Origin of the sequence: Aggregatibacter actinomycetemcomitans DSM 8324 (genome assembly GCF_000372365.1) — a bacterium.
In the GTDB taxonomy this organism is placed as follows: Bacteria; Pseudomonadota; Gammaproteobacteria; order Enterobacterales; family Pasteurellaceae; genus Aggregatibacter; species Aggregatibacter actinomycetemcomitans.
Map to the genome: position 1 here is coordinate 144,549 of NZ_AQUU01000003.1, position 21,235 is coordinate 165,783.

Genomic DNA, 21,235 nt, shown 5'->3' on the forward strand with positions numbered 1-21,235 from the left:
ATAGATAAACAATGCCTGTGAATTTTTGCGACGGCGATCCCAAATCAAAAATGAAAACAAGAAAAAATGCGCTTTGTCTTGGCGCATTCTTCGATTTTTTTCGCGGTAAAGTGCGGTCAAAAATCTCGGCGTTTATTTTTCTTTCAAATACCCCATCCATTCTTTCAGTAATTGCATATTTTTTGCTATGGCGCCGGCTTGTGGGATAAAGTGCATCATATTTAACGAATAAGCCTCAGGGGTAATGCCTTCACCGACACTTGCCGGCAACACTTGAAATCCTTGCCCTTCAAACAGCAGTTTGGCTCGCTGCATATGCCATTCATTCGTCACTAAGATGATTTTATTGATGCCTTCTTTTTCCAGCAATTGACGGGTATATAACGCATTTTCTTTGGTGGTTAGGGATTTTTCTTCCAGCCACTTGGTCGGCACATGAAAGAAATCCAGCAGTTCCTGTGCGGATACCTTGGCTTCCGAAGCACCCGTCGGGCTGACACCGCTGATTAATAACGGTAACTGCGTTTCTTTTTGCAAATAAGCAGCGTAACGCAAACGTTCTAATTGCGTGGCGGAAGAGGCGAGAGGCGCATATAATTCTTTGCTGTCACGCACACCGCCGCCCAGTAACACAATAGCTTGCGCCTGCTTGTAATCCTCTAAGGTTAAATGATCTTCCGTCACCAAGCTGTCTTTAAGGATTTGCGCCGTGTAAGGAATGCTGACCACATAAAGAATCAAAATGCCAAGCAAAGCGCATAAACGCCCTACGGCTTTGCATCTGATTAATGAAAAAAATAAGGAAAGCAACCATAAAATCAATACGTTAAATGGCGGCAACAGCATAGCGGTGATGAGTTTTTTGAGTTCGAACATATTAAACGTTTTTTAGTAGTGATAGCGGCATTGAATAATCGTTAAATGGCTATCCGATACTTGGTATACAAGACGATGCTCTTTATCTATTCTTCTAGACCAAAACCCGGATAACTGATGTTTTAAAGGTTCAGGATTGCCTAAGCCTTCGAAAGGTGCTCTGGTAATATTTTGGATAAGTTTATTAATGCGCAACAACGTCTTTTTATCAACTTGCTGCCAATAAAGATAATCTTCCCAGGCGGTTTCCGTCCAAGCTAAAATCATTCCTGGAGTTCCCGTTCGATGATTTTACCTGAATTGAGCTGGTCAATAGAGGCTAATAAACGCTCCCTATTTTTTGGACTACGTAATAAATAAGCCGTTTCTTCGTAAGCTGCAAAATCTTCTAAACTCATTACAACAGCGTGTTTGCCATTTTGTCTGGTAATCATGACTGGGCTATGATCTGCAACCACCTGATCAAGTGTTGTTGCTAATTCTGCACGGAACGCAGAATAACTTATTACATTCATGTTATTCTCCTTAATAAAAACATTGTACAGATTATTGCACAATAAAAAGCTGTCCTCAATAAAAAAGCACACATTTTATGATGTATGCTTTCTGAATATAATTTCTACTTATTTATAAAATGTCACAAAATTCAACCCTTTGGTCCATAAATTGGCGTAGCCCGTATTTTTGCCGTAGGCGTTATCGCAGACGACATTAGGGATTTCCAACAGGCTGGAGAATATATGTCCGTGCAGGCGGGTGGTGGTGGTGATGTTGTAGCCGAGAAAATCCTGCGCCACGCGTTTTACAATGCTCAGGGTGTAATTTTTCCAGACGAACTGGACGAGATCTTTTAACCAGCCTAGTCGATATTTGTTGGCAAATTTGGCTAAACGCCAGCTTAGCGCGAGAACCAGGCTGTCGCGTTTGGATAAGATGTCATCCCAGTCTTTAATATGGCTGCCGGCAGGCAATTGTGCGGTGATGTTTTTTTCTATGTCACTGGCTTCAATGTCTTTGCGGAGAAAATACAGGGCTTTTCCGGTTTGTGTATTTTTGGTGGGCAAGGTGCCGTACAATTCGTGTGCCATGTCCGGCGATAAATACACATTTGGAGAAAATGCTTCAAAGGCTTTTGCCGTGCGTTCGTCACGTGCCAACAAATGGCAATCGGGATGCTGGCGGAAAAGTGCGGTGGATTTTTCCAGTGTTTTTGGGTTTTTATAGAACAGGGTTTGTGGCAAAACAATGATGCGGTTGTTCGGGAATGTTTGCACAATGGCTTCGCGCAGATTTTGATGTTGCGGGTAAAGATCGCCGAAATTACCGCCGCCATGCAGTAAAATCGTGGTATTCGGTGTGATTTTTTGTTTGATTTCGTCAATATTCGTATCGTATTCGCTACGTTTTAACCTCACATGAATGTTGTGATCGGTAAAAAATTGCTCCGTTCCGTGATAAATCAATAAATCGCCCACATTTAAATGTAACGGATAATCCAGATAAAACACGTCATTTTTATCTTTGATTAAATCCGCAATGGGCGCCAGCTTATGTTTTAAATCAATAAGTTGTTGATTCATTTTCTCACTCTTTTCAATAAATAGCTAAATAAGACGTTTTTTTCCGTTTTGTTCAGCCCGATGAGCAGGATGAGTGCAAACAGAACGATTTCAATAAGGATGGCTTCGCCGATAAATTCCACGAGGGAATACGTGCGTTGCGTGTTCGATAAATAAATTAAACCCAATAAAAAGGCAAAAATAATGCCGATATTCAGTAAGTATGAGACAAATTCTTTTCGATTAAATTTAATTTTGTTGTTAATAAAATACAGACGGTAAATTTGCATGAGTGAGGCGGTGCAGAATTTGCCGATGAACGCAAACACCGGATTGTAGCCCAGCGTGAATAAATAATAGGCGAGTGGTACGGTGCACAGGTCAATGGTTGCCAAAACGATGTTGTATCGTTTGATGGTGTGCGAACCGATGGCAAGCGCCGTCATCCAGAAGGAACCCGCCATGGCGCTGATTAAGGAACAAACAATGGTGGCTTGCACCAGTTTATCGGAATATTGCGGCACATGATCGCCCAGCCAAAGGGTGAGCAATGTATGGCTGAAATACAACACCGGCGCCGATAAAATGGCGATTAAATAGAAGGAATATTTTGACGTGCCTAAAATTAACTTTTTGTTGCGATCGTAGTCTTTCGCCGCGTAAGACTGTACCAGTTGCGGATTGAACGCCACCTGGAAATTATTGACGAAACTGTACACCGCCGTATCGACTTGTGTGGCAATGCCCACGGCGGCATTGGCGGTGACGCCGAAGAAGAGATTGGCCACCATATTTAAGCCTTGGGTGGAACCTACATAAGCTACCTGCCCCACCAACATCCAGCCGGAAAAATGCATCATTTCTTTGATTTTGCCGAGATCTTTTTGAAAGTGAAAGCGGGTTTCTGCGTGAAAGGCGTTGCGGGTGAAACGAAAATACAGGGTGAAAACCAATAAACTTACGCATAGCAGCAGTAAACTGTAAGAAATCAATTTATCGTGGTTTTCTATTTGCATGAGAATAAAAATTGCGCCCAGTTTTAAGCCGGTTTCCGCCAACCCGAGCCAGGCATAAAAGGACATTCGCTCATGCGCCACGATCATAGCGTTAAAGGGTACTTTAATGATTTCCACCAACGCAATGAGCAATGCTACCTGGTACACAATGTTGGCGGCGTTCATACGCGGGGCGGGAATGTTCAATTTATGATTTAAAAACCATAATCCTACCGTTTCCGCCAGAATCACCACGACCAGCATAATAAACAGGTGATTCAAGATGCTGATGTTAAAAACCTGATTTACTCTGTTTGAGTCGTTTGAGTCGTTTGAGTCGTTTGAGTCGTTTGAGTCGTTTGAGGCTTTTTCCACGTTAATAAAACGCTGGGTGGTTGCCGTCATAGTGCCGTTGAAAAACGAAAACAAAATCACCACGCCCATCACAATGGTGTAAATCCCGAAATCTTTTACGCCGAGCACCCGTAGCACTACGCGTGAAATATACAGCATGGCTCCCATATTGAAGAGCATTCGGATATAAAGAAACAGGGTGTTTTTTGCGATGGTTTTGTTGGACATGATGAGAATTAATCTTGACCTTTTTCCGTAAAATAGGTGGGGGATTATAGTTTTCTTTAGTATAATCAGCAATCTATTATGTAATTATTTAGACTTCGCATAATCAAATATACAACAGATTTTAATTGAGATGATTATGAATAAATATTTGGTTTCACTAGACAAAGACGTTCAGCGTCGTGAGCTGTTTTTTGCACAGCCCGGTACGGCGGATTTTTCGGTTTTCCCGGCAATAAATACCATGCAAAAGGATTGGGATGCACTGTCAGCGGTGTTTAATCCGGTCAAATTTGAACAGCACTACGGGCGTAAAGTAACCAAAGGTGAAATCGGTTGTACTCTGAGTCATCTTGAGGTTTACCGCCAAATTGTCGCTGATGAAAAGGTGGCGGAAAAGGATTATGCCTTGGTGTGTGAAGACGATGCCCTGTTCAATAAAAATTTACCTGAAAATCTGACCGCACTTTTGGCGCAACATTGCACGGCGGACATCATCCTTATCGGGCAATCCAAAATTGCCGGATTTGATGATGCGGAGCTGGAAATTAACTATCCGACCACCTTTACGTTTCTGCGTAAAAAACTCGGTGACGTCACTTATGCCTACCCGTACAAAAGCTATTTTGCCGGCACCGTGGCGTATTTAATTAAAAAATCCGCCGCACGGACGTTTCTTGCCATTCTGGAACAGGAAACCCCATTTTGGCTCGCCGATGATTTTCTGCTGTTTGAAATCCAATTCAAGGTGAGCAATCAGGTGGTGCGCCCGTTGATGGTGATTGAAAACCCACAACTGGTGAGTAATTTGGAAGCCGTGCGCAGGTCGAAGTCCAATAATTTAGCGAAAAAACTGCTGAAATACCCGTTGAAAAAACTGTTAGCCGTGAAGAATAACTTAGGAAAATAACGAAAAAAATGACCGCACTTTTTAATCTGTTTTATCTTTACGATCCTTGGTTCTTCCATTTTCTGCGCATGTCGCTCATTGCCGGGCTGGTTGCCTTGGCGGTACTGGCGTATCGGTTAGTAAAAAAACAGCAAACCAACGGCGTTATCGTGCCGTTAGACAGCCTTGCCGTATTATGCGGCTTGATTCTGTTCAGTGTGATCCCCTTGTTGGTTAACGGCACGCGGGATCTTTCCGTCATCATGATGTACGTGAAGGGCCTTGTGTTATTTGTTTTGGGCATCGGCATCTATAACGTTTTTTATGCAGATGCCCACGGTCAGCAAAGAATGGTGCGGGATCTGCAAATCGGCGTGGTGACGCAGTTCGTTCTGGGCTTATTGGCGCTTTTCGGCGTGTCTTTTATAATTGATTTCCTGCTTGCCACGAACACGCTGCTGCCGGCGCGGTTTTATGGTTCCGAACAGGAATATCGCTTATATAACGTCACATCGGCGGCTTTTTTCCAGCTAAGTTTGTTCTATTTAATGCTGTTTCATTTTCTGCTTGCCTACAACGCGAAACATAACCGCATTCCAAGTTTGATTATCTTCTTTATGCTGTGCATCGGTTTGATTTCCGGCAGAACCTTTTTGCTGCTTTCGGCGGTGAGCATTTTGTTGTACTTCAAAGTGCGGTATATTCCGGTAGTGATTTCGTTTGCCGTTTTGCTGCTATTGTTGGCGTATTTCCTGCCGGGTAATAAATATGTAGCGCATGCCTTGGAGCCGGTGATTAATGTGTTACATGGTGCGGGCTTTGTCAGTTCTTCGACAGATACGTTAGTGGAAAAACATTTATTTATGCCGACATTAAAACAATTTATTTCCGGCGACGGGCTTTATATGACGGGGCAAACGGAAGTGGGGAGTTACTACGGGCATACGGATTCCGGCTTCTTGCGCCAGATTTTATACGGCGGCGTGACTTATGCGCTGGTGTGTTTTTTAGTGACTTTCTATTTTGTGCGTAAAGTGGCGATCAACTGGTTTGACGGCAGTTGGAAGTTTATTCTTTCCGCGTTGGTGATTCTCGCCGCCTGCAACGTGAAAGCCGACACTTTCGCCTTCCCGGGCATTATGTTTGTAATGTTGATGTTCTTCTCTTTATTTGGTTCACACGGCAAACAGATTGTGTTATTCAAACTAAAGGAGGCGAAATAATGTTCAGTATCATCGTTCCTTCTTATAATCGAAAAGGGGAAATGCCTGCGCTGTTGGAAAGTTTAAGCCAACAAACCACGCATGATTTTGAAGTGGTGATTGTGGACGATTGCTCGAGGGAGCCTGTTACGGTGGCGCAAAATTATCCTTTCCCCGTGCGGGTGATTCGCAATGAAACCAATCAGGGCGCGGCGGAAAGTCGTAATATCGGCGCGCGCCATGCACAACATGACTGGTTATTGTTTTTAGACGATGACGATCGTTTCGCTAATGATAAATGTGAAAAATTGGCAGCGATGATTGCCGATCATGCCGACATTAACTTTATCTATCACCCGGCGAAATGTGAGATGGTAAATGAAGGTTTTACTTATGTCACCCATCCTATTGACCCGCAACATATCAGCATTGAAAGCATTTTGTTGGCGAATAAAATCGGCGGTATGCCGATGATCGGCGTGAAGAAAGATTTGTTCTTAAAAATAGGCGGATTATCCACCGCACTTCGCTCCTTGGAAGACTATGATTTTCTGCTGAAGTTGTTACAAGAGCCAACCTTCAAGCCTTGCAAAGTGAATGAACTGCTGACCTATTGCACTTTTCACACCAAACGGGCAAGCGTTTCCACGGATACCACCAATACGCAAAAAGCCATTGATTATATTCGTGAGCATTATGTAAAAACGCCGGAACAGGCGCGCAATTTCAACATTAACGCCAGTTATATTCTGGCTTATCCGCATATCATGAATTTATCCCGCAAAGCGGCGAAATATTATTTTGATATTTTTAAACAGACCAGAAGTCTGAAACAATTAATTATTGCCTTGGTAGTGCTGATTTCTCCTAAATTGGCGATTAATTTGAAGCGGTTTATGTAAATAGCGCATTGATTGTATGCGTCTCCGGATGTGTACCATTGAAATTGAAGAAGAAAAGAGTAGAGTAGTTGGTAGTGAAATTTTCAGTGTTAATGTCCTTATATATTAAGGAAAATCCACAATATTTAAGAGAATGTTTGGAAAGTTTGGTGGCACAAACCTGCCCTGCCGATGAAGTCGTACTGGTGTTTGATGGCGCGGTGACGCCTGAATTGGAAGCGGTGGTTGCCGAGTTTGAATCGAAGCTGCCGTTTAATTTGGTGAAATTACCGAACAATTTAGGTTTAGGCAAAGCTCTCAACGAAGGTTTAAAATATTGCTCGTACGATTGGGTTCTGCGCATGGATACCGATGATATTTGCGTGCCGGAACGTTTTGCCAAACAGGTGGCGTTTATTGAACAACATCCTGATACTATTGTGTTCGGCGGGCAAATTGCCGAATTCGGTGAAAATATCCATGACATAGTGGCATATCGAAATGTGCCGACTTCTGCGCAAGACATCGCTACATTTACCCAAAAACGCTGCCCGTTTAATCACATGACGGTGGGGTATCAAAAAAGTGCGGTCATAAATTGCGGCGGATATGAGGATTTGCAGGAAGATTATTATTTGTGGATCAAACTGGTGGCGCAAGGGCAGCGCGTAGCAAATTTACCCGATATTTTGGTCTATGCGCGCGTCGGCAACGGCATGGTAGGGCGACGCCGTGGTTTAAACCAAGCCAAAGCGGAATGGCGCTTATTTAAGCTAAAACACCATCTTGGCATTCAGGGATTTTTATCCGGGCTATTCACTTTTGTCCTGCGTTCCGGTGCCAGATTATTGCCGACATCATTACTGAAAAACATCTATCAAACCTTTTTAAGAAAATAATATGATGAAATTAAATTGCATTTTAAAAATATCCGGAATTTCGACCGCACTTTTTCTGGCGGGCTGTTCCTCAAATTCAAGTGCACCGACGCAACCTTCCGAGCCGGTGAATTCCGTTACGGCTGTGAATCCCACTGCGGTGTACAGCAAGTCCCGCACTTTGGATAACTTCAACGATTATGTGAATTTCTTAAAAGGTAAAGCAGCGGCAGAAGGCGTTTCTGCCGACGTATTGAATGCACAAAATAATATTAATTATATTCAAAAATCCGTGGATTTGGACGATCAGCAAGCGGGCAGAATTCGCAAGCGTGATCCAAATGCCCCACCGATCATCAATCCGAACGGCACGACCAATTACTTAAATCGTGTATTAACCAAGAATAAAGTAGACACGGCAGAAGCACGTTATTGGGAACAATTGCCACAGCTTGAAAATGCTTCAAAGAAATTCAGCGTACCGAAAAATTATCTGTTAGCTTTGTGGGGCATGGAGAGCAGCTTTGGCTATTATCAAGGCAATTACGATGTATTATCCACCTTAGCCACTCTTGCCTTTGATGGACGCCGCGAATCCTTATTCAGCAAAGAATTTATTGCCGCCATGAAAATACTACAGCGCGATCATATTCAACGCTATAAAATGCTGGGTTCATGGGCAGGCGCCATGGGACAGACCCAATTCATGCCAAGTTCTTACCTCAGCTACGCCGCAGATGGCAACAATGACGGCGAGAAAAATATCTGGACCGATCATTATGATGTTTTCGCCTCCATCGCTAATTATTTACACACCGTCGGCTGGAACGAAAACCTGCCATGGGGTGTAGAAGTTGCACTAACCCAACCGTTAGACATGGCGCTTGCTGGCACAGCGGAAAATAAAAAACGTTCTTTAAGCGACTGGCAAAATATGGGTGTCACCCTAAAATACCAAACTCCACAAACACAACAAAAACTGACCGCACTTTCCGGCACACAAGACTTATGGCTGGTAAGGCCTGATCGTGAATTAGGGCGTGCATTTTTGGTCTCTAATAATTACAGAACCTTGCTACATTGGAATAAATCCAACTATTTTGCTGTCAGTATTGGAATGTTTGCTGATAGGATTGAGCAAAGAGTCAAATAGGCTTAAACATTTAGAATTAGGTCATTTTATAAAGTTGTGAGATAATTTTTTTAAACCTAGAGGGATAATTATGTTGAAAACTATTTTAGTTACAGGCGGTGCAGGTTTTATAGGTTCTGCAGTAGTTCGCTATATTATTGAAAATACGCAAGACAGCGTAGTTAACGTTGATAAATTGACCTATGCAGGAAATTTAGAATCTCTTGAAACAGTGAAAAATAATCCACGTTATATATTTGAACAAGTGGATATTTGCGATGCAAAAGCACTTGCTCGCATATTTGAACAGCACCAGCCTGATGTAGTAATGCACTTAGCCGCAGAAAGCCACGTTGACCGTTCTATTGATGGACCTGCTGCTTTTATTGAAACCAATATCGTGGGTACTTACATTTTATTAGAAGCCGCCCGTGCTTATTGGAGTAGTTTAAACGATGAGAAAAAAGCAGGATTCCGTTTCCATCATATTTCGACCGATGAAGTTTATGGCGATTTAGATGGGACGAAAAATCTCTTTACTGAAACCACGCCTTATTCCCCAAGTAGTCCTTATTCTGCATCAAAAGCCTCCAGCGATCATCTTGTTCGTGCGTGGTTGCGTACTTACAGCTTGCCAACGATTGTGACCAACTGCTCAAACAACTATGGGCCGTTTCACTTCCCGGAAAAATTGATTCCATTGATAATTTTAAACGCCTTAGATGGCAAACCGCTTCCTGTGTATGGTAACGGTCAGCAAATTCGTGACTGGCTATTTGTAGAAGATCATGCTCGTGCTTTATACAAAGTTGTGACAGAAGGCAAAATTGGCGAAACCTATAATATCGGTGGTCATAATGAAAAAGCGAACATTGATGTAGTTCGCACCATCTGTGCTTTGTTAGAAGAACTAGTTCCAAATAAACCTGCTGGCGTTACCAAATACGAAGATTTAATCACTTACGTTAAAGATCGCCCTGGTCACGATGTACGGTATGCGATTGATGCAACCAAAATCAGTCGTGAATTAGGCTGGAAACCGCAAGAAACCTTTGAATCAGGCATTCGTAAAACGGTGGAGTGGTATCTAAATAACCAAAAATGGTGGAGCCGTGTGTTAGATGGTTCTTACAATCGTGAGCGTTTAGGCAGTCAATAATTTTACAAGCGGTTAGATTTTAGTTCTTTTTCGCAAAAACAACACTAAATATGACTGTACTTTTTGAAGGTCTTTTTATGAAGGGTATTATTCTTGCAGGTGGTTCTGGAACTCGCCTTTATCCTATTACTCGTGGTGTATCAAAGCAGCTTTTACCGGTGTATGACAAACCAATGATTTATTATCCGCTTTCTGTGCTGATGTTAGCGGGGGTTCGTGACATTCTTATTATTACTACGCCAGAAGATAACGAAAGTTTCAAACGTTTATTAGGTGATGGTTCTGAGTTTGGTGTGAATTTGCAATATACTATTCAACCTAGCCCGGATGGTTTAGCACAAGCATTTCTCATTGGGGAAAGGTTTATCAATGGCGATAGCTGTTGTTTAGTATTAGGAGATAACATTTTCTATGGTCAGAATTTTACCCAAATGTTGCAGCAAGCCGTTGCTCGACCTTACGGTGCAACAGTGTTTGGATATTTAGTAAAAGATCCTGGGCGTTTCGGTGTGGTAGAATTTGACGAAAATTTCAAAGCTGTTTCTATTGAAGAAAAACCTGTTCAACCTAAATCTAACTATGCCGTAACAGGTTTATATTTCTACGATAATCGTGTGGTCGATTTCGCGAAACAGGTGAAACCATCTGCGCGCGGTGAGCTTGAAATCACCACATTAAATGAAATGTATCTAAAAGATGGTTCATTAAACGTGCAATTACTCGGTCGTGGTTTTGCGTGGTTAGACACAGGTACGCACGAGAGCTTACATGAAGCAGCCTCCTTCGTTCGTACTATTGAAAACGTACAAGGCTTGCAAGTTGCATGTTTGGAAGAAATTGCCTGGCGTAATGGTTGGCTAACTTCTGAGCAAGTTGAAAAATTAGCCAAACCAATGGCAAAAAACGAATATGGTCAGTATTTACTTAGAATAATTAAGGAAACTGGATAATATGGCGAGACTCCTTATAACGGGAGCTGGGGGACAACTAGGGCGCAGTTTAGCTAAATTATTAGTGGATAATGGAAGATATGAAGTACTAGCATTAGATTTTTCTGAATTAGATATCACAAATAAAGATATGGTATTTTCTATAATAGATTCATTTAAACCTAATGTGATTATTAATGCTGCGGCCTATACTTCTGTAGATCAAGCTGAGCTAGAAGTATCTTCTGCTTATAGTGTAAATGTTAGAGGGGTTCAATATTTAGCTGAAGCTGCAATAAGACATAATTCAGCGATCTTACATGTTTCTACAGATTATGTATTTGATGGATATAAATCAGGGAAATATAAAGAAACAGATATTATTCATCCTCTTTGCGTATATGGAAAGTCTAAAGCAGAGGGAGAGCGTTTACTTTTAACTTTATCTCCTAAATCCATAATTCTCCGAACATCTTGGACATTTGGAGAATATGGTAATAATTTCGTTAAAACGATGCTACGTTTAGCTAAAAATCGTGACATTTTAGGTGTGGTTGCGGATCAAATCGGCGGACCGACTTATTCAGGTGACATCGCCTCTGTTTTAATTCAAATTGCAGAAAAGATCATAGTAGGCGAAACTGTTAAATATGGCATCTATCACTTTACTGGAGAACCTTGTGTTAGCTGGTACGATTTTGCCATAGCTATTTTTGATGAAGCAGTTGCGCAAAAAGTGTTAGAGAATGTACCGCTTGTGAATGCGATTACCACGGCAGATTATCCAACCCTAGCCAAACGTCCTGCGAATTCTTGTTTAGATTTAACCAAAATTCAACAAGCATTCGGTATTCAACCAAGTGATTGGCAAAGGGCTTTGAAGAATATTAGAGCGTATGCGGAGTAAAGATGAAAGTTATTGATACTAAAATTCCTGATGTAAAATTATTAGAACTACAAGTGTTCGGTGATGAACGCGGTTTCTTTATGGAAACCTTCCGTGATGAATGGTTTAGAGAAAATGTAGCAGATCACACATTTGTGCAAGAAAATCATTCAAAATCGATCAAAGGCGTGTTACGCGGTTTACATTATCAAACAGAAAATACACAAGGCAAATTAGTTCGTGTTGTTTCTGGTGCAGTGTTTGATGTGGCTGTGGATATGCGTAAAAACTCCCCAACTTTCGGTCAATGGGTTGGTGAAATTTTATCTGCTGAAAATAAACGCCAATTATGGGTGCCAGAAGGTTTTGCCCATGGTTTTTATGTACTAACTGATGAGGCTGAATTTACCTATAAATGCACGGATTACTATAATCCAAAAGCGGAACACTCACTCATTTGGAATGATGAAACTGTTGGCATTGAATGGCCGCTTGAAGGTGAACCGAGTTTATCGGCTAAGGATTTAGCGGGTAAGGTATTAAAAGATGCGGTCACTTTTAAATAAAGGTTTTCTATATGCAACTAGGAAAAGTATGCTTAAATCAATTCAAATATATTGAATTGTTAAAGCAGCTCGTATTAAAAGATATTAAGTTAAAATATAGAAGAAGTTATTTAGGTTATATTTGGAGTATCTTAAATCCTTTGTTAATGATGATTGTATTAACAGTGGTTTTTTCTAATTTATTTAGATTTGATATTCCAAATTTTTCAGCTTATCTACTAACTGGGCAGCTAATATTTGGTTTTGTGGCAGAAGCCACATCTAGTTCTGTTACAGCAATTGTACATAATTCATCGTTAATAAAGAAAACGTATGTGCCTAAATATATTTTTGTGGTATCTAAGATAACAAGCTCTCTAGTAAATATGCTATTTGCAATGATTGCTCTGATTCTAGTAATGATATTTACTCAGGTGGAAATTACGTTTAATGTTGTTTGGATACCATTAATTTTTCTAGAATTATATATATTTAGTCTTGGATTAGGTTTCTTTCTTTCTGCAGTAACGGTATTTTTTAGAGATATCCAATATCTTTGGGGGGTTTTTACATCCATTTGGATGTATCTAACACCAATAATTTACCCAGTATCAATTATTTCTGAAGAATATCGTTGGTGGTATGACAATCTTAATCCTTTAGTCAATTATGTAGAACAATTCAGAATGGTTATTCTAGATGGGCAAACATTATCCATAGAATCATTAGGGCAAGGGTTCCTCATATCAATTATTTTATTATTAATTGGTATTTGGGTCTTTAATCGTAAAGAGAATGATTTTATTCTTTATATTTAACTCATATGAACGAAAATGTAATAGAAATCCAGAGTGCGACAGTGCGATTTAACAAATCAACTGAAAGTGTTAGTGGATTAAAAGAATATGTAATCAAGGTGCTAAAAAAGGAGCTGTTTTTTGAGGAATTTTTAGCGCTTAAGAATATTAATTTTACTGTAAAAAGAGGTGAGTCTTGGGGCTTAATTGGGAAAAATGGTTCTGGTAAGTCAACATTACTCAAATTAATTTCTGGAATAATTAAACCTTATCAAGGAACTGTAAAAGTAACAGGAACAATTTCACCATTAATTGAATTAGGTGCAGGATTTGATCCTGAACTTACGGCTAGAGAGAATATTTTCTTAAATGGTGCTTTATTAGGATATAGTAAAGCGTTTATTGAAGAGCACTTCCAAAATATTATTGATTTTGCAGAATTAAGTAATTTTATTGATGTACCAATAAAGAATTTCTCTTCGGGAATGTCTGCACGATTAGGCTTTGCTATTGCAACAATTAAAAAACCAGATATTTTAATTGTTGATGAAGTTCTTGCTGTGGGGGATATTGCTTTTCAACAAAAATGCAAAGAAAGAATGGAAACATTGCTAAGTAATGGTACAACACTATTATTTGTTTCGCATTCTATAGAACAGGTTCAAGAATTATGCTCTAAGTCCATTTGGCTTTATGGTGGAGAAATTAAATCTATAGGAGAAATAGAAGTGGTTTCTCAAGAATACATCTCTTATATGACTAATAAATAGGAAAAAAATGAAACGCTTAGCAATTTATTTATTTTACGATCACGATGGTATCGTTGATGATTATATTCCATATAAACTTGAGAAACTTAAAGAATTTGTTCAAGATATTTGGTTTGTCTCAAACTCTGGGTTAACAGTAGAATCTCGTAAGAAGATCCAAGGCTGCACAGATCATATTATGTGTAGAGAAAATATCGGTTTTGATGTTTGGGGTTATAAAGAAGCAATTGAAAAAATTGGTTTTGAAAAACTAGCTGAATATGATGAAGTTATTTTATTAAATTATACTTTCTTTGCCCCTATTTTCCCATTTTGTGAATTATTCGAATGGTCTGAAAATCAAGATATAGATTTTTGGGGGATCTCTGATCATGCTGAAATAAAACCTAATCCTTATACTGGAACAGGTGTTTTGCCTAAACATATACAATCACATTTCATTGCAATTAGGAAAGGATTATTAGGTTCTTATGAATTCCAAGATTATTGGAAAAATATGCCAATGATAAATTCGTATACTGACTCAGTATTAATGCATGAATCTAAATTTACAGATTATTTTTTATCTAAAGGATATAGTTACTCTGTTTATATTAGCTCTGATAATTTTCCAGTAAATTATCCAACATTCTTATCTATAGAAGAAACTTTAAAACATCGTTGTCCAATTTTAAAAAGAAGACCATTCTTTCATGATCCAATCTATCATGATGTAGAATGTTTATTTTTGCGTAGAAGTATAGAGTATGTTGAAAATAATACAACTTATGATACAAGTCTTATCTTTAAAAATATCCTAAGGACTACTAAGCCTAAAGATCTTGCAACTAATTTGACATTATTAAAAGTGTTTGATTCATCTAAAGTTGAAAAAGTAAGAAGTGATATTAAGATTTTAGTCGTGGCTCATATTTACTACTCAGATATGCTTGATGAAATTATTAGTTATACACAAAATATTCCTTGTTCTTATGATTTACTTATTACAACTGCTAATGAGAAAAGTAAGTTAGAGATTGAATCGAATCCAATACTTAAAATGAGTGGAGCTAAAGGTATTAATGTAAAAGTTGTTGAACAAAACCGTGGTAGAGATATGTCATCTTTATTCATTACCTGTAAGCAGGAAATAATATCGGAAAGATATGATTGGGTATGCCGACTTCATTCGAAGAAGTCTCCTCAAAATTCTCATAATATGTCTATACATTTTAAAGAAATGATGTATTTAAATATTTTGAAAGATAAAGCTTATATTTCAAAAGTTATTAATTACTTAGACAAAAATAAATCAATAGGGTTTGCAATGCCATCAATGGTTCATATTGGACACCCTACTTTAGGCCACGCTTGGTTCACTAATAGAGACTTAGCAATAAAAATAGCAGAGAGAGTTGGTATTAAATTACCCTTTGATGATATATCTCCGTTTGCGGCATATGGAACAATGTTTTGGTTTAGACCTGAAGCATTGAAAAAGCTTTTTGAATATAACTGGAAATTTGAAGATTTTAATAAAGAGCCGATGCATCAGGATAGTTCATTAGCACATATTCTAGAACGTTTATTAGTTTATGCAGCTCATGATGCAGGCTATTTAGCATGCAATATTATGTCTGCTGAAATGATGGAGCTTAATTACACTAAATTAGAATATAAAATGCAAAGGCTAGTTAGTAATTTATCTAATGGCGATATACCTTATCAAATACATTTAGCACATAATGCAAAATATATGTTAGGTAATGTATCAGGGGACAATCCAAATGTTAGTCGCTATTTTGTTATTAATGTAGTAAGACTATTGAAAAATCATGTACTTGGAAATTATCCTAAATTATCTAAAATTACACGTATGCCATATAGAAAATTAAGACATTATTATCATAAATTGAGAGGACATTAATTCCATGAATATAATTATAACTGGAGCCAATGGATATATTGGAAGATATGTAGTAAAAGAATTACTTAATAAAGGTCATAAAGTAATAGCAATTCTTTTTGATGGGGAATCTCCCCATTCTTTCCTAAGCGGAGCTGAATTATTTTACGGAGATATATTTGCATTATCTCAAGAGAAAAAAGTTGATTTAGTTCAAAATGCTGAATGTTTATTGCATTTAGCGTGGCAAGCAGGCTTTAATCATAGAGATCCATCTCATTTAAACAATGTGATGAAACATTATCAATTTTTAACTTCTATGGCAGAGTTAGGGATTAAGAATATTTCTGTTGCTGGAACAATGCATGAAGTAGGTTATTTCGTTGGACCTATTGATGCAAATACGCCTTGTAACCCAAGAAATCCCTATGGCATAGCGAAAAACTTCTTACGTCAAGCAATGTTTGATTTTGCAAGTGTTACACCTGAACTAAATTTACGATGGTTACGTTTTTACTATATTACAGGAGATGATCGTTTTAATAACTCAATATTTACTAAAATTTTGAAAGCGGAAGATGAAGTACAAGAGTATTTCCCATTAAATAGCGGGGAAATGCTTTATGACTTCGTTGATATTAAAGACTTATCTTTGCAAATCGAAGAAAGAATTATAAGCAAAGAATCAGGTATCTTTAATTGCTGTTCTGGAAAACCTAAAAGTTTAAGAACGGCAGTAGAAGAATTTATTGCTGAACACAACTTAAAAATTAAACCTAAATATAATGTTTTCCCTGCAAGATCTTATGATTCAATGGCAGTGTGGGGAGCAAAATAATATATGTATTTTTATAATATTCAGGCATTAAGAGGAATTGCTTCTTTATTAGTTTTCTTTGCTCATTTAGTTTCTTTTAAACCAGGAATAATGCCTGACTGGGCTGTTTATTATGGGTATTATTTATTTGGACCAACAGGGGTTGATATATTTTTTGTTATATCTGGTTTTGTTGTAACTTTAGTTGCATTTAAAGATTCTAATAGTAATGACTGCTGTCGGAGTGCTTTTGTTTTTTTTGTTAAAAGGGTTATAAGAATATATCCAGTATATTGGGTTGTTTTAGGAGGGGCTTTTTTGGCTTCTTCTTTTGTAACATTGGCTCCAGATTGGTTTCCTGAAGTATCATTATTTAAACTACTTACTTTAACTACCGTGACAAATAGCAAGGTTATGGTGGCTTGGACCTTAGCATATGAAATGTTTTTCTATTTAGTTTTAACTTTAGCAATATTTTTTAGAAAAAAATTCTTTTTATTTTTATATAGTTGGATCTTTTTTGAGATTATTATAATTTCGTTGGTTGCGGTATATAAACCAGAATGGAACAGCTATATTCCATTTAATCCTCAAATTTTACAATTTTGTGTTGGGTGTATTATAGCTCAATTTATTGTTACGTATAAGGTTAGCTATGGGAGAACGATTTTTGTTTTTGGTGCAATATTATTTGTAGTAATGGCGTATGTAAATGTTGAATTGGGTAGTTGGGAGTCTCCATATAATCGAGTATTAACTCTGACATTACCTTCAGCGATGCTTGTGTATGGAGCTGTTGTTTCTGAAAAAGATAGTAGCTTTAGATTGCCTGGTATTCTTGAATTTTTTGGGAATATTTCTTTTTCGTTGTATCTGTGGCATCAGTTAGTATTTTATGTAGGTGAATTTTATATTAGAAATAATGATCCTTTCTATGAGCAAAATAAAACTATGATGGTATTTTTTATAAGCTTTTTAGCTTTTCTTGTATCTATCATTAGCTACAATTTTATTGAAAAACCATCTCAATCTTATTTGAGAAAGATATTATCTAAGTAAAATCTACTATAGCCTTAATCTCTTAATTAGTTTTTTGAAAAACTTATTTCTATAAAAATGCTAAATAATTTTAAATATGATCTCATTGTATGCACCCTCAACGGTGCATCTTTTATATCTGCACAGTTAAAAAGTATTTTGACTCAATCAATTTTGCCACAAAAAATTATTGTGTCTGATGATGGTTCAACTGATGGCACATTGGATGTTGTTCAACAGACTTTTTTAGAAGCAAATTTTACTGATTATGAAATTGTTCAAGGTCCGAAAAAAGGTGTGATTGCTAATTTTTTATCGGCATTGGCTTATAGTTCAGCAGACTTTACTTTTTTAGCCGATCAAGATGATATTTGGCATCATAAAAAAGCTGTAACATTTTCAAAAATGGCACAAACACAATCGCCTGATGTACCAACACTCACTTTCAGCGATGCACGTTTGATTGATGAATATAATCAAGAAATTACATCGAGTTTTTTTGTTTATCAAGCTTTAACAGCAGATTGTTTGGTAGATGACTCTATTTTGTATAAAAATTGTGTGCAAGGCGCAGCTTGTATGATTAATCGTGCATTGCGAAACTTAGCATTGGATTCCTTACCTTATATTAATTTATCTGAACTTTATATGCACGATTGGTGGCTGGCGTTGTTGGCACGTTATTACGGCAACACGCAATTTATTGATTTGCCTTTGTTAGATTATCGTCAACATAGCCGCAATCAAGTAGGCGTGTTTAATTATAAATGGCGTTTATTTCGTTTCCATGCTTATTGGAAAAACTTTCAGCAAGCTATTCGGCAAGTAAAAATGTTTGAACAATTTGTCAAACAATATGGAAAGCCACATAACTTGCTAATTCGTTCAAAACGACAATACCTTTCAGTGCCAAAATTAAAGCGAGTTTTATTATTGCTATTCGCAAAATAAGGAAGAAAAATGACCGCTCTTTCATTTGTGTTGTGTGTGCCTACCTACAACGCAGACCAGCAATGGCAAGATTGGATTGCAACCTATCAGCAACAAACCAGAAAAGCCGATGAGGTGATTGTGGTAGATTCTTCTTCCTCCGACCAAACGGTAAAATGGGCGGAGGAGGCGGGTTTTTCTGTACATAGTATTCCGCAAATGGAATTTAATCATGGTGGCACGCGCAATCAAGCTGTTAAATTTGCTAAAAGTTTTGCAGATATTGTTGTGTTTATGACACAAGATGCGATTTTAGCTTCGCCTGATTCATTGGCAAATTTATTAGCGCCTTTTGCGGATCCTGAGGTAGCGACGGTGTATGGTAAACAGTTGCCACACGCTAATTCCACGCCTGTTGCCGCTCACGCACGCTATTTTAATTACCCGGCGCAATCGAAATTAAAATCAAAAGAGGATATTCCCTCTTTAGGCATTAAAACGGCTTTTATGTCGAACTCTTTTGCGGCGTATCGTCGCTCGGTGTTTGAAGAACTTGGGGGTTTTCCTGATAATACAATTTTAGCGGAAGATATGTACTTAACCGCCAAAATGGTGTTAGCAGGCTATAAAGTTGCCTATTGTGCGGAAGCAACGGTATTTCATAGCCACAACTATACCTTACGCCAGGAATTACAACGCTATTTTGACACAGGCGTGTTTCAGCAAGAACAAGGGTGGATTCAGCAAACCTTTGGAAAAATGGCTTCAGAAGGAAAGAAGTTTGTGCTTTCTGAACTCAAATTTCTTGTAAAAAATGCACCGCACTTGTTACCCAAAGCCTTGCTATTAACCTTTGCCAAATGGATTGGCTTTCAACTGGGGTATCATTATCAAAAATTGCCTTATGCGTGGTGTAAGGCATTAAGTATGCACAAAGGATATTGGAAAGATGAGAAAAACAGAAGGCTCCGCGCCCCTCATCAATAAGATCAGTTTGATTTTCACCGATATGATTTCGTATGTTTTTGCGATTGCGGTGGGCTACTGGCTTTCACCTTTAGATGATTTTTCTCGCGATATTTTGGAACTGAAAGGTTCTATCTATCGGGCGGGTTCCTTTTTCTTGGCGATGTTAGCAAGCATTGGGATTTTGTGGGTATTTTATCGTCATTACACTTACCGTAAGCCATTTTGGGACGAATTGAAAGACACCTATTTTTCACTCTTTGTGATTGCCTTTGTTAATTTGGCGCTATTGGTGTTTGCCAAAGTACCCGATCCTATGGAAACGTGGATTTATGTCTATGGCGTGCTTTTTCTCTGTTTTCCTCTTTTTCGGATCATTTGCAAAAAAGTCCTCAAATTTAACTGTTTGTGGGATATGCCAAGCGTGATCATCGGCACGGGGCGCAATGCTTTTCGTGCATACAAGGCGATTCAAGCTGAGTCTAACCTTGGTTATAAAGTGCAAACCTTTGTTTCTCAACAAGAAAGTTGTGTGCTGGCAAAACACCTAGATTTTATATCTGAGCAGGAATTTTTAAAACATTTGCACCGTTATGAAAAAGTATTTATTGCCTTAGAACACGATCAGGCAGATTTATTGGCATATTGGGTGAAAAAACTCTCGGCGCTGAATTTTCGCAATGTATCTATTATTCCGTCGTTGCAAGGCACCCCACTTTATGGGGCGGAAATTTCGCATTTCTTTAGCTCTGAAACCATTGTGCTGCGGATCCCCAATAAGCTCGCTAAGCGCTCAACCCGTTTGATGAAACGTACTTTTGATATTGTGGTTTCCAGCCTATTGTTGATTCTGCTTGCCCCGCTTTTCTTGGTGCTATTTTTGATGATTCGTAAAGATGGTGGAAAAGCAGTGTATAGCCAAGTTCGTGTCGGGCGAAATCGCAAAGTCTTCAAATGCTATAAACTCCGTACGATGGTGGTTAATTCTCAACAAGTGCTGCGTGAATTATTGGCGAAAGATGAGGAAGCCCGCGAGCAGTGGAATAAAGAGTTTAAACTCAAGAATGACCCTAGAATCACGCCAATCGGCAAAATTTTGCGTAAAACCAGCCTTGATGAGCTGCCGCAGTTATGGAACGTCTTTAAAGGTGAAATGAGCCTTGTTGGCCCTCGCCCTGTAACGAGGCAAGAGTTGAAATACTATGGCGATGACTTAATTTACTACGAAATGGTTCGCCCTGGGCTTTCAGGCTTATGGCAAGTGAGCGGGCGTAATGACATTGGCTACGCCACCCGCGTATATTTAGATGCATGGTATGTGAAAAACTGGTCGTTGTGGAATGATATTGTGATCTTGGCAAAAACCGTCAACATTGTGTTGAGAAGAAAAGGGGCATATTAGCCCAAGCAGCTGATTGATTTTCTCTGATAAAATGCAAAACATACTAAGCTCAAACTTAGTGCGTTTTTTTATTTACTCACTGCTACATTCTTAAAGGCGAGTATTTTTCTCACTTTGGTA

Annotated in this window: 22 protein-coding genes; 17 read left to right on the forward strand and 5 right to left on the reverse strand. The window is 38.5% G+C overall.

The features are described 5' to 3' along the window. Nucleotides 1–132 precede the first annotated feature (132 nt). From A3CS_RS0102725 to A3CS_RS0102745, 5 genes are all read right to left on the reverse strand, one after another. Complete coding sequence (locus A3CS_RS0102725) at nucleotides 133–876, reverse strand: YdcF family protein (protein WP_005542222.1); 744 nt, start codon at nucleotides 874–876, stop codon at nucleotides 133–135. Between the two features lie 12 nt (nucleotides 877–888). Then, nucleotides 889–1,143, reverse strand: coding sequence for a Txe/YoeB family addiction module toxin (locus A3CS_RS0102730; protein WP_005547298.1), 255 nt, complete (start codon nucleotides 1,141–1,143; stop codon nucleotides 889–891). Further along, entirely contained in the window at nucleotides 1,140–1,391 is a 252-nt protein-coding gene (locus A3CS_RS0102735; RefSeq protein WP_005547296.1) for a type II toxin-antitoxin system Phd/YefM family antitoxin, read from the reverse strand. The genes A3CS_RS0102730 and A3CS_RS0102735 overlap by 4 nt, the downstream gene beginning before the upstream one ends. Before the next feature lie 108 nt (nucleotides 1,392–1,499). Further along, entirely contained in the window at nucleotides 1,500–2,456 is a 957-nt protein-coding gene (locus A3CS_RS0102740; RefSeq protein ID WP_019518216.1) for a polysaccharide pyruvyl transferase family protein, read from the reverse strand. After that, nucleotides 2,453–4,012, reverse strand: a complete 1,560-nt coding sequence (locus A3CS_RS0102745; RefSeq protein ID WP_019518217.1) for an MATE family efflux transporter — start codon at nucleotides 4,010–4,012, stop codon at nucleotides 2,453–2,455. The genes A3CS_RS0102740 and A3CS_RS0102745 overlap by 4 nt, the downstream gene beginning before the upstream one ends. Nucleotides 4,013–4,142: 130 nt before the next feature. On the opposite strand from A3CS_RS0102745, the gene A3CS_RS0102750 reads away from it, so the two are divergent. From A3CS_RS0102750 to A3CS_RS0102830, 17 genes are all read left to right on the forward strand, one after another. After that, nucleotides 4,143–4,919, forward strand: a complete 777-nt coding sequence (locus tag A3CS_RS0102750) for a glycosyltransferase family 25 protein (protein ID WP_005547288.1) — start codon at nucleotides 4,143–4,145, stop codon at nucleotides 4,917–4,919. An 8-nt stretch (nucleotides 4,920–4,927) separates the two neighbouring features. Beyond that, nucleotides 4,928–6,121, forward strand: coding sequence for a hypothetical protein (locus A3CS_RS0102755; protein ID WP_005547286.1), 1,194 nt, complete (start codon nucleotides 4,928–4,930; stop codon nucleotides 6,119–6,121). Then, the gene (locus A3CS_RS0102760; protein ID WP_005547284.1) at nucleotides 6,121–7,002 is read left to right on the forward strand and encodes a glycosyltransferase family 2 protein; all 882 of its coding nucleotides are present in this window, start codon (nucleotides 6,121–6,123) and stop codon (nucleotides 7,000–7,002) included. Before A3CS_RS0102755 ends, A3CS_RS0102760 begins: the two co-directional genes overlap by 1 nt. A 74-nt stretch (nucleotides 7,003–7,076) precedes the next feature. Continuing rightward, complete coding sequence (locus A3CS_RS0102765) at nucleotides 7,077–7,880, forward strand: glycosyltransferase family 2 protein (protein WP_005588540.1); 804 nt, start codon at nucleotides 7,077–7,079, stop codon at nucleotides 7,878–7,880. Between the two features lies 1 nt (nucleotide 7,881). Next, nucleotides 7,882–9,012, forward strand: a complete 1,131-nt coding sequence (locus A3CS_RS0102770) for a lytic murein transglycosylase (RefSeq protein WP_005547280.1) — start codon at nucleotides 7,882–7,884, stop codon at nucleotides 9,010–9,012. Nucleotides 9,013–9,082: 70 nt separating this feature from the next. Then, on the forward strand, nucleotides 9,083–10,150 hold the full coding sequence (gene rfbB, locus A3CS_RS0102775) for a dTDP-glucose 4,6-dehydratase (protein WP_005547278.1): 1,068 nt from the start codon (nucleotides 9,083–9,085) through the stop codon (nucleotides 10,148–10,150). 77 nt (nucleotides 10,151–10,227) lie between these two features. After that, nucleotides 10,228–11,100 carry a glucose-1-phosphate thymidylyltransferase RfbA gene (rfbA, locus tag A3CS_RS0102780; protein WP_005547276.1) on the forward strand — a complete coding sequence of 291 codons (873 nt, stop codon included), beginning with the start codon at nucleotides 10,228–10,230 and terminating at the stop codon, nucleotides 11,098–11,100. A 1-nt stretch (nucleotide 11,101) separates the two neighbouring features. Beyond that, nucleotides 11,102–11,986 (forward strand): dTDP-4-dehydrorhamnose reductase, encoded by an 885-nt coding sequence (gene rfbD / locus A3CS_RS0102785; RefSeq protein ID WP_005574038.1) that lies wholly within the window; start codon nucleotides 11,102–11,104, stop codon nucleotides 11,984–11,986. A 2-nt stretch (nucleotides 11,987–11,988) separates the two neighbouring features. Next, complete coding sequence (rfbC, locus tag A3CS_RS0102790; protein ID WP_005547272.1) at nucleotides 11,989–12,531, forward strand: dTDP-4-dehydrorhamnose 3,5-epimerase; 543 nt, start codon at nucleotides 11,989–11,991, stop codon at nucleotides 12,529–12,531. A gap of 11 nt (nucleotides 12,532–12,542) precedes the next feature. Next, nucleotides 12,543–13,328, forward strand: coding sequence for an ABC transporter permease (locus A3CS_RS0102795; protein WP_005588546.1), 786 nt, complete (start codon nucleotides 12,543–12,545; stop codon nucleotides 13,326–13,328). A 5-nt stretch (nucleotides 13,329–13,333) separates the two neighbouring features. Beyond that, complete coding sequence (locus A3CS_RS0102800; RefSeq protein WP_005574042.1) at nucleotides 13,334–14,077, forward strand: ABC transporter ATP-binding protein; 744 nt, start codon at nucleotides 13,334–13,336, stop codon at nucleotides 14,075–14,077. 7 nt (nucleotides 14,078–14,084) lie between these two features. Continuing rightward, nucleotides 14,085–15,983, forward strand: a complete 1,899-nt coding sequence (locus A3CS_RS0102805) for a rhamnan synthesis F family protein (RefSeq protein ID WP_005547263.1) — start codon at nucleotides 14,085–14,087, stop codon at nucleotides 15,981–15,983. Between the two features lie 4 nt (nucleotides 15,984–15,987). Continuing rightward, nucleotides 15,988–16,800 carry an NAD-dependent epimerase/dehydratase family protein gene (locus tag A3CS_RS0102810; protein WP_005574044.1) on the forward strand — a complete coding sequence of 271 codons (813 nt, stop codon included), beginning with the start codon at nucleotides 15,988–15,990 and terminating at the stop codon, nucleotides 16,798–16,800. A 3-nt stretch (nucleotides 16,801–16,803) separates the two neighbouring features. Continuing rightward, entirely contained in the window at nucleotides 16,804–17,838 is a 1,035-nt protein-coding gene (locus tag A3CS_RS0102815) for an acyltransferase family protein (RefSeq protein ID WP_019518218.1), read from the forward strand. 138 nt (nucleotides 17,839–17,976) lie between these two features. Further along, entirely contained in the window at nucleotides 17,977–18,768 is a 792-nt protein-coding gene (locus A3CS_RS0102820) for a glycosyltransferase family 2 protein (RefSeq protein ID WP_019518219.1), read from the forward strand. A gap of 9 nt (nucleotides 18,769–18,777) precedes the next feature. Next, nucleotides 18,778–19,734 carry a glycosyltransferase family 2 protein gene (locus A3CS_RS0102825; protein ID WP_005547832.1) on the forward strand — a complete coding sequence of 319 codons (957 nt, stop codon included), beginning with the start codon at nucleotides 18,778–18,780 and terminating at the stop codon, nucleotides 19,732–19,734. After that, a complete protein-coding gene (locus tag A3CS_RS0102830) occupies nucleotides 19,697–21,115 on the forward strand; it encodes a sugar transferase (protein WP_005574051.1) in 1,419 nt (472 codons plus the stop codon). Before A3CS_RS0102825 ends, A3CS_RS0102830 begins: the two co-directional genes overlap by 38 nt. Nucleotides 21,116–21,235 lie beyond the last annotated feature (120 nt).

What these genes read in the sequence shown, in the direction of transcription:
- rfbB (WP_005547278.1), top strand. Translation starts at nt 9,083, where the DNA reads ATGTTGAAAACTATTTTAGTTACAGGCGGTGCAGGTTTTATAGGTTCT.
- rfbA (WP_005547276.1), top strand. Translation starts at nt 10,228, where the DNA reads ATGAAGGGTATTATTCTTGCAGGTGGTTCTGGAACTCGCCTTTATCCT.
- A3CS_RS0102750 (WP_005547288.1), top strand. Translation starts at nt 4,143, where the DNA reads ATGATTATGAATAAATATTTGGTTTCACTAGACAAAGACGTTCAGCGT.
- A3CS_RS0102770 (WP_005547280.1), top strand. Translation starts at nt 7,882, where the DNA reads ATGATGAAATTAAATTGCATTTTAAAAATATCCGGAATTTCGACCGCA.
- A3CS_RS0102740 (WP_019518216.1), bottom strand. Translation starts at nt 2,456, where the DNA reads ATGAATCAACAACTTATTGATTTAAAACATAAGCTGGCGCCCATTGCG.
- rfbD (WP_005574038.1), top strand. Translation starts at nt 11,102, where the DNA reads ATGGCGAGACTCCTTATAACGGGAGCTGGGGGACAACTAGGGCGCAGT.
- A3CS_RS0102830 (WP_005574051.1), top strand. Translation starts at nt 19,697, where the DNA reads ATGAGAAAAACAGAAGGCTCCGCGCCCCTCATCAATAAGATCAGTTTG.
- A3CS_RS0102760 (WP_005547284.1), top strand. Translation starts at nt 6,121, where the DNA reads ATGTTCAGTATCATCGTTCCTTCTTATAATCGAAAAGGGGAAATGCCT.
- A3CS_RS0102800 (WP_005574042.1), top strand. Translation starts at nt 13,334, where the DNA reads ATGAACGAAAATGTAATAGAAATCCAGAGTGCGACAGTGCGATTTAAC.
- A3CS_RS0102825 (WP_005547832.1), top strand. Translation starts at nt 18,778, where the DNA reads ATGACCGCTCTTTCATTTGTGTTGTGTGTGCCTACCTACAACGCAGAC.
- A3CS_RS0102725 (WP_005542222.1), bottom strand. Translation starts at nt 876, where the DNA reads ATGTTCGAACTCAAAAAACTCATCACCGCTATGCTGTTGCCGCCATTT.
- A3CS_RS0102795 (WP_005588546.1), top strand. Translation starts at nt 12,543, where the DNA reads ATGCAACTAGGAAAAGTATGCTTAAATCAATTCAAATATATTGAATTG.
- A3CS_RS0102730 (WP_005547298.1), bottom strand. Translation starts at nt 1,143, where the DNA reads ATGATTTTAGCTTGGACGGAAACCGCCTGGGAAGATTATCTTTATTGG.
- A3CS_RS0102810 (WP_005574044.1), top strand. Translation starts at nt 15,988, where the DNA reads ATGAATATAATTATAACTGGAGCCAATGGATATATTGGAAGATATGTA.
- A3CS_RS0102805 (WP_005547263.1), top strand. Translation starts at nt 14,085, where the DNA reads ATGAAACGCTTAGCAATTTATTTATTTTACGATCACGATGGTATCGTT.
- A3CS_RS0102735 (WP_005547296.1), bottom strand. Translation starts at nt 1,391, where the DNA reads ATGAATGTAATAAGTTATTCTGCGTTCCGTGCAGAATTAGCAACAACA.
- rfbC (WP_005547272.1), top strand. Translation starts at nt 11,989, where the DNA reads ATGAAAGTTATTGATACTAAAATTCCTGATGTAAAATTATTAGAACTA.
- A3CS_RS0102755 (WP_005547286.1), top strand. Translation starts at nt 4,928, where the DNA reads ATGACCGCACTTTTTAATCTGTTTTATCTTTACGATCCTTGGTTCTTC.
- A3CS_RS0102815 (WP_019518218.1), top strand. Translation starts at nt 16,804, where the DNA reads ATGTATTTTTATAATATTCAGGCATTAAGAGGAATTGCTTCTTTATTA.
- A3CS_RS0102745 (WP_019518217.1), bottom strand. Translation starts at nt 4,012, where the DNA reads ATGTCCAACAAAACCATCGCAAAAAACACCCTGTTTCTTTATATCCGA.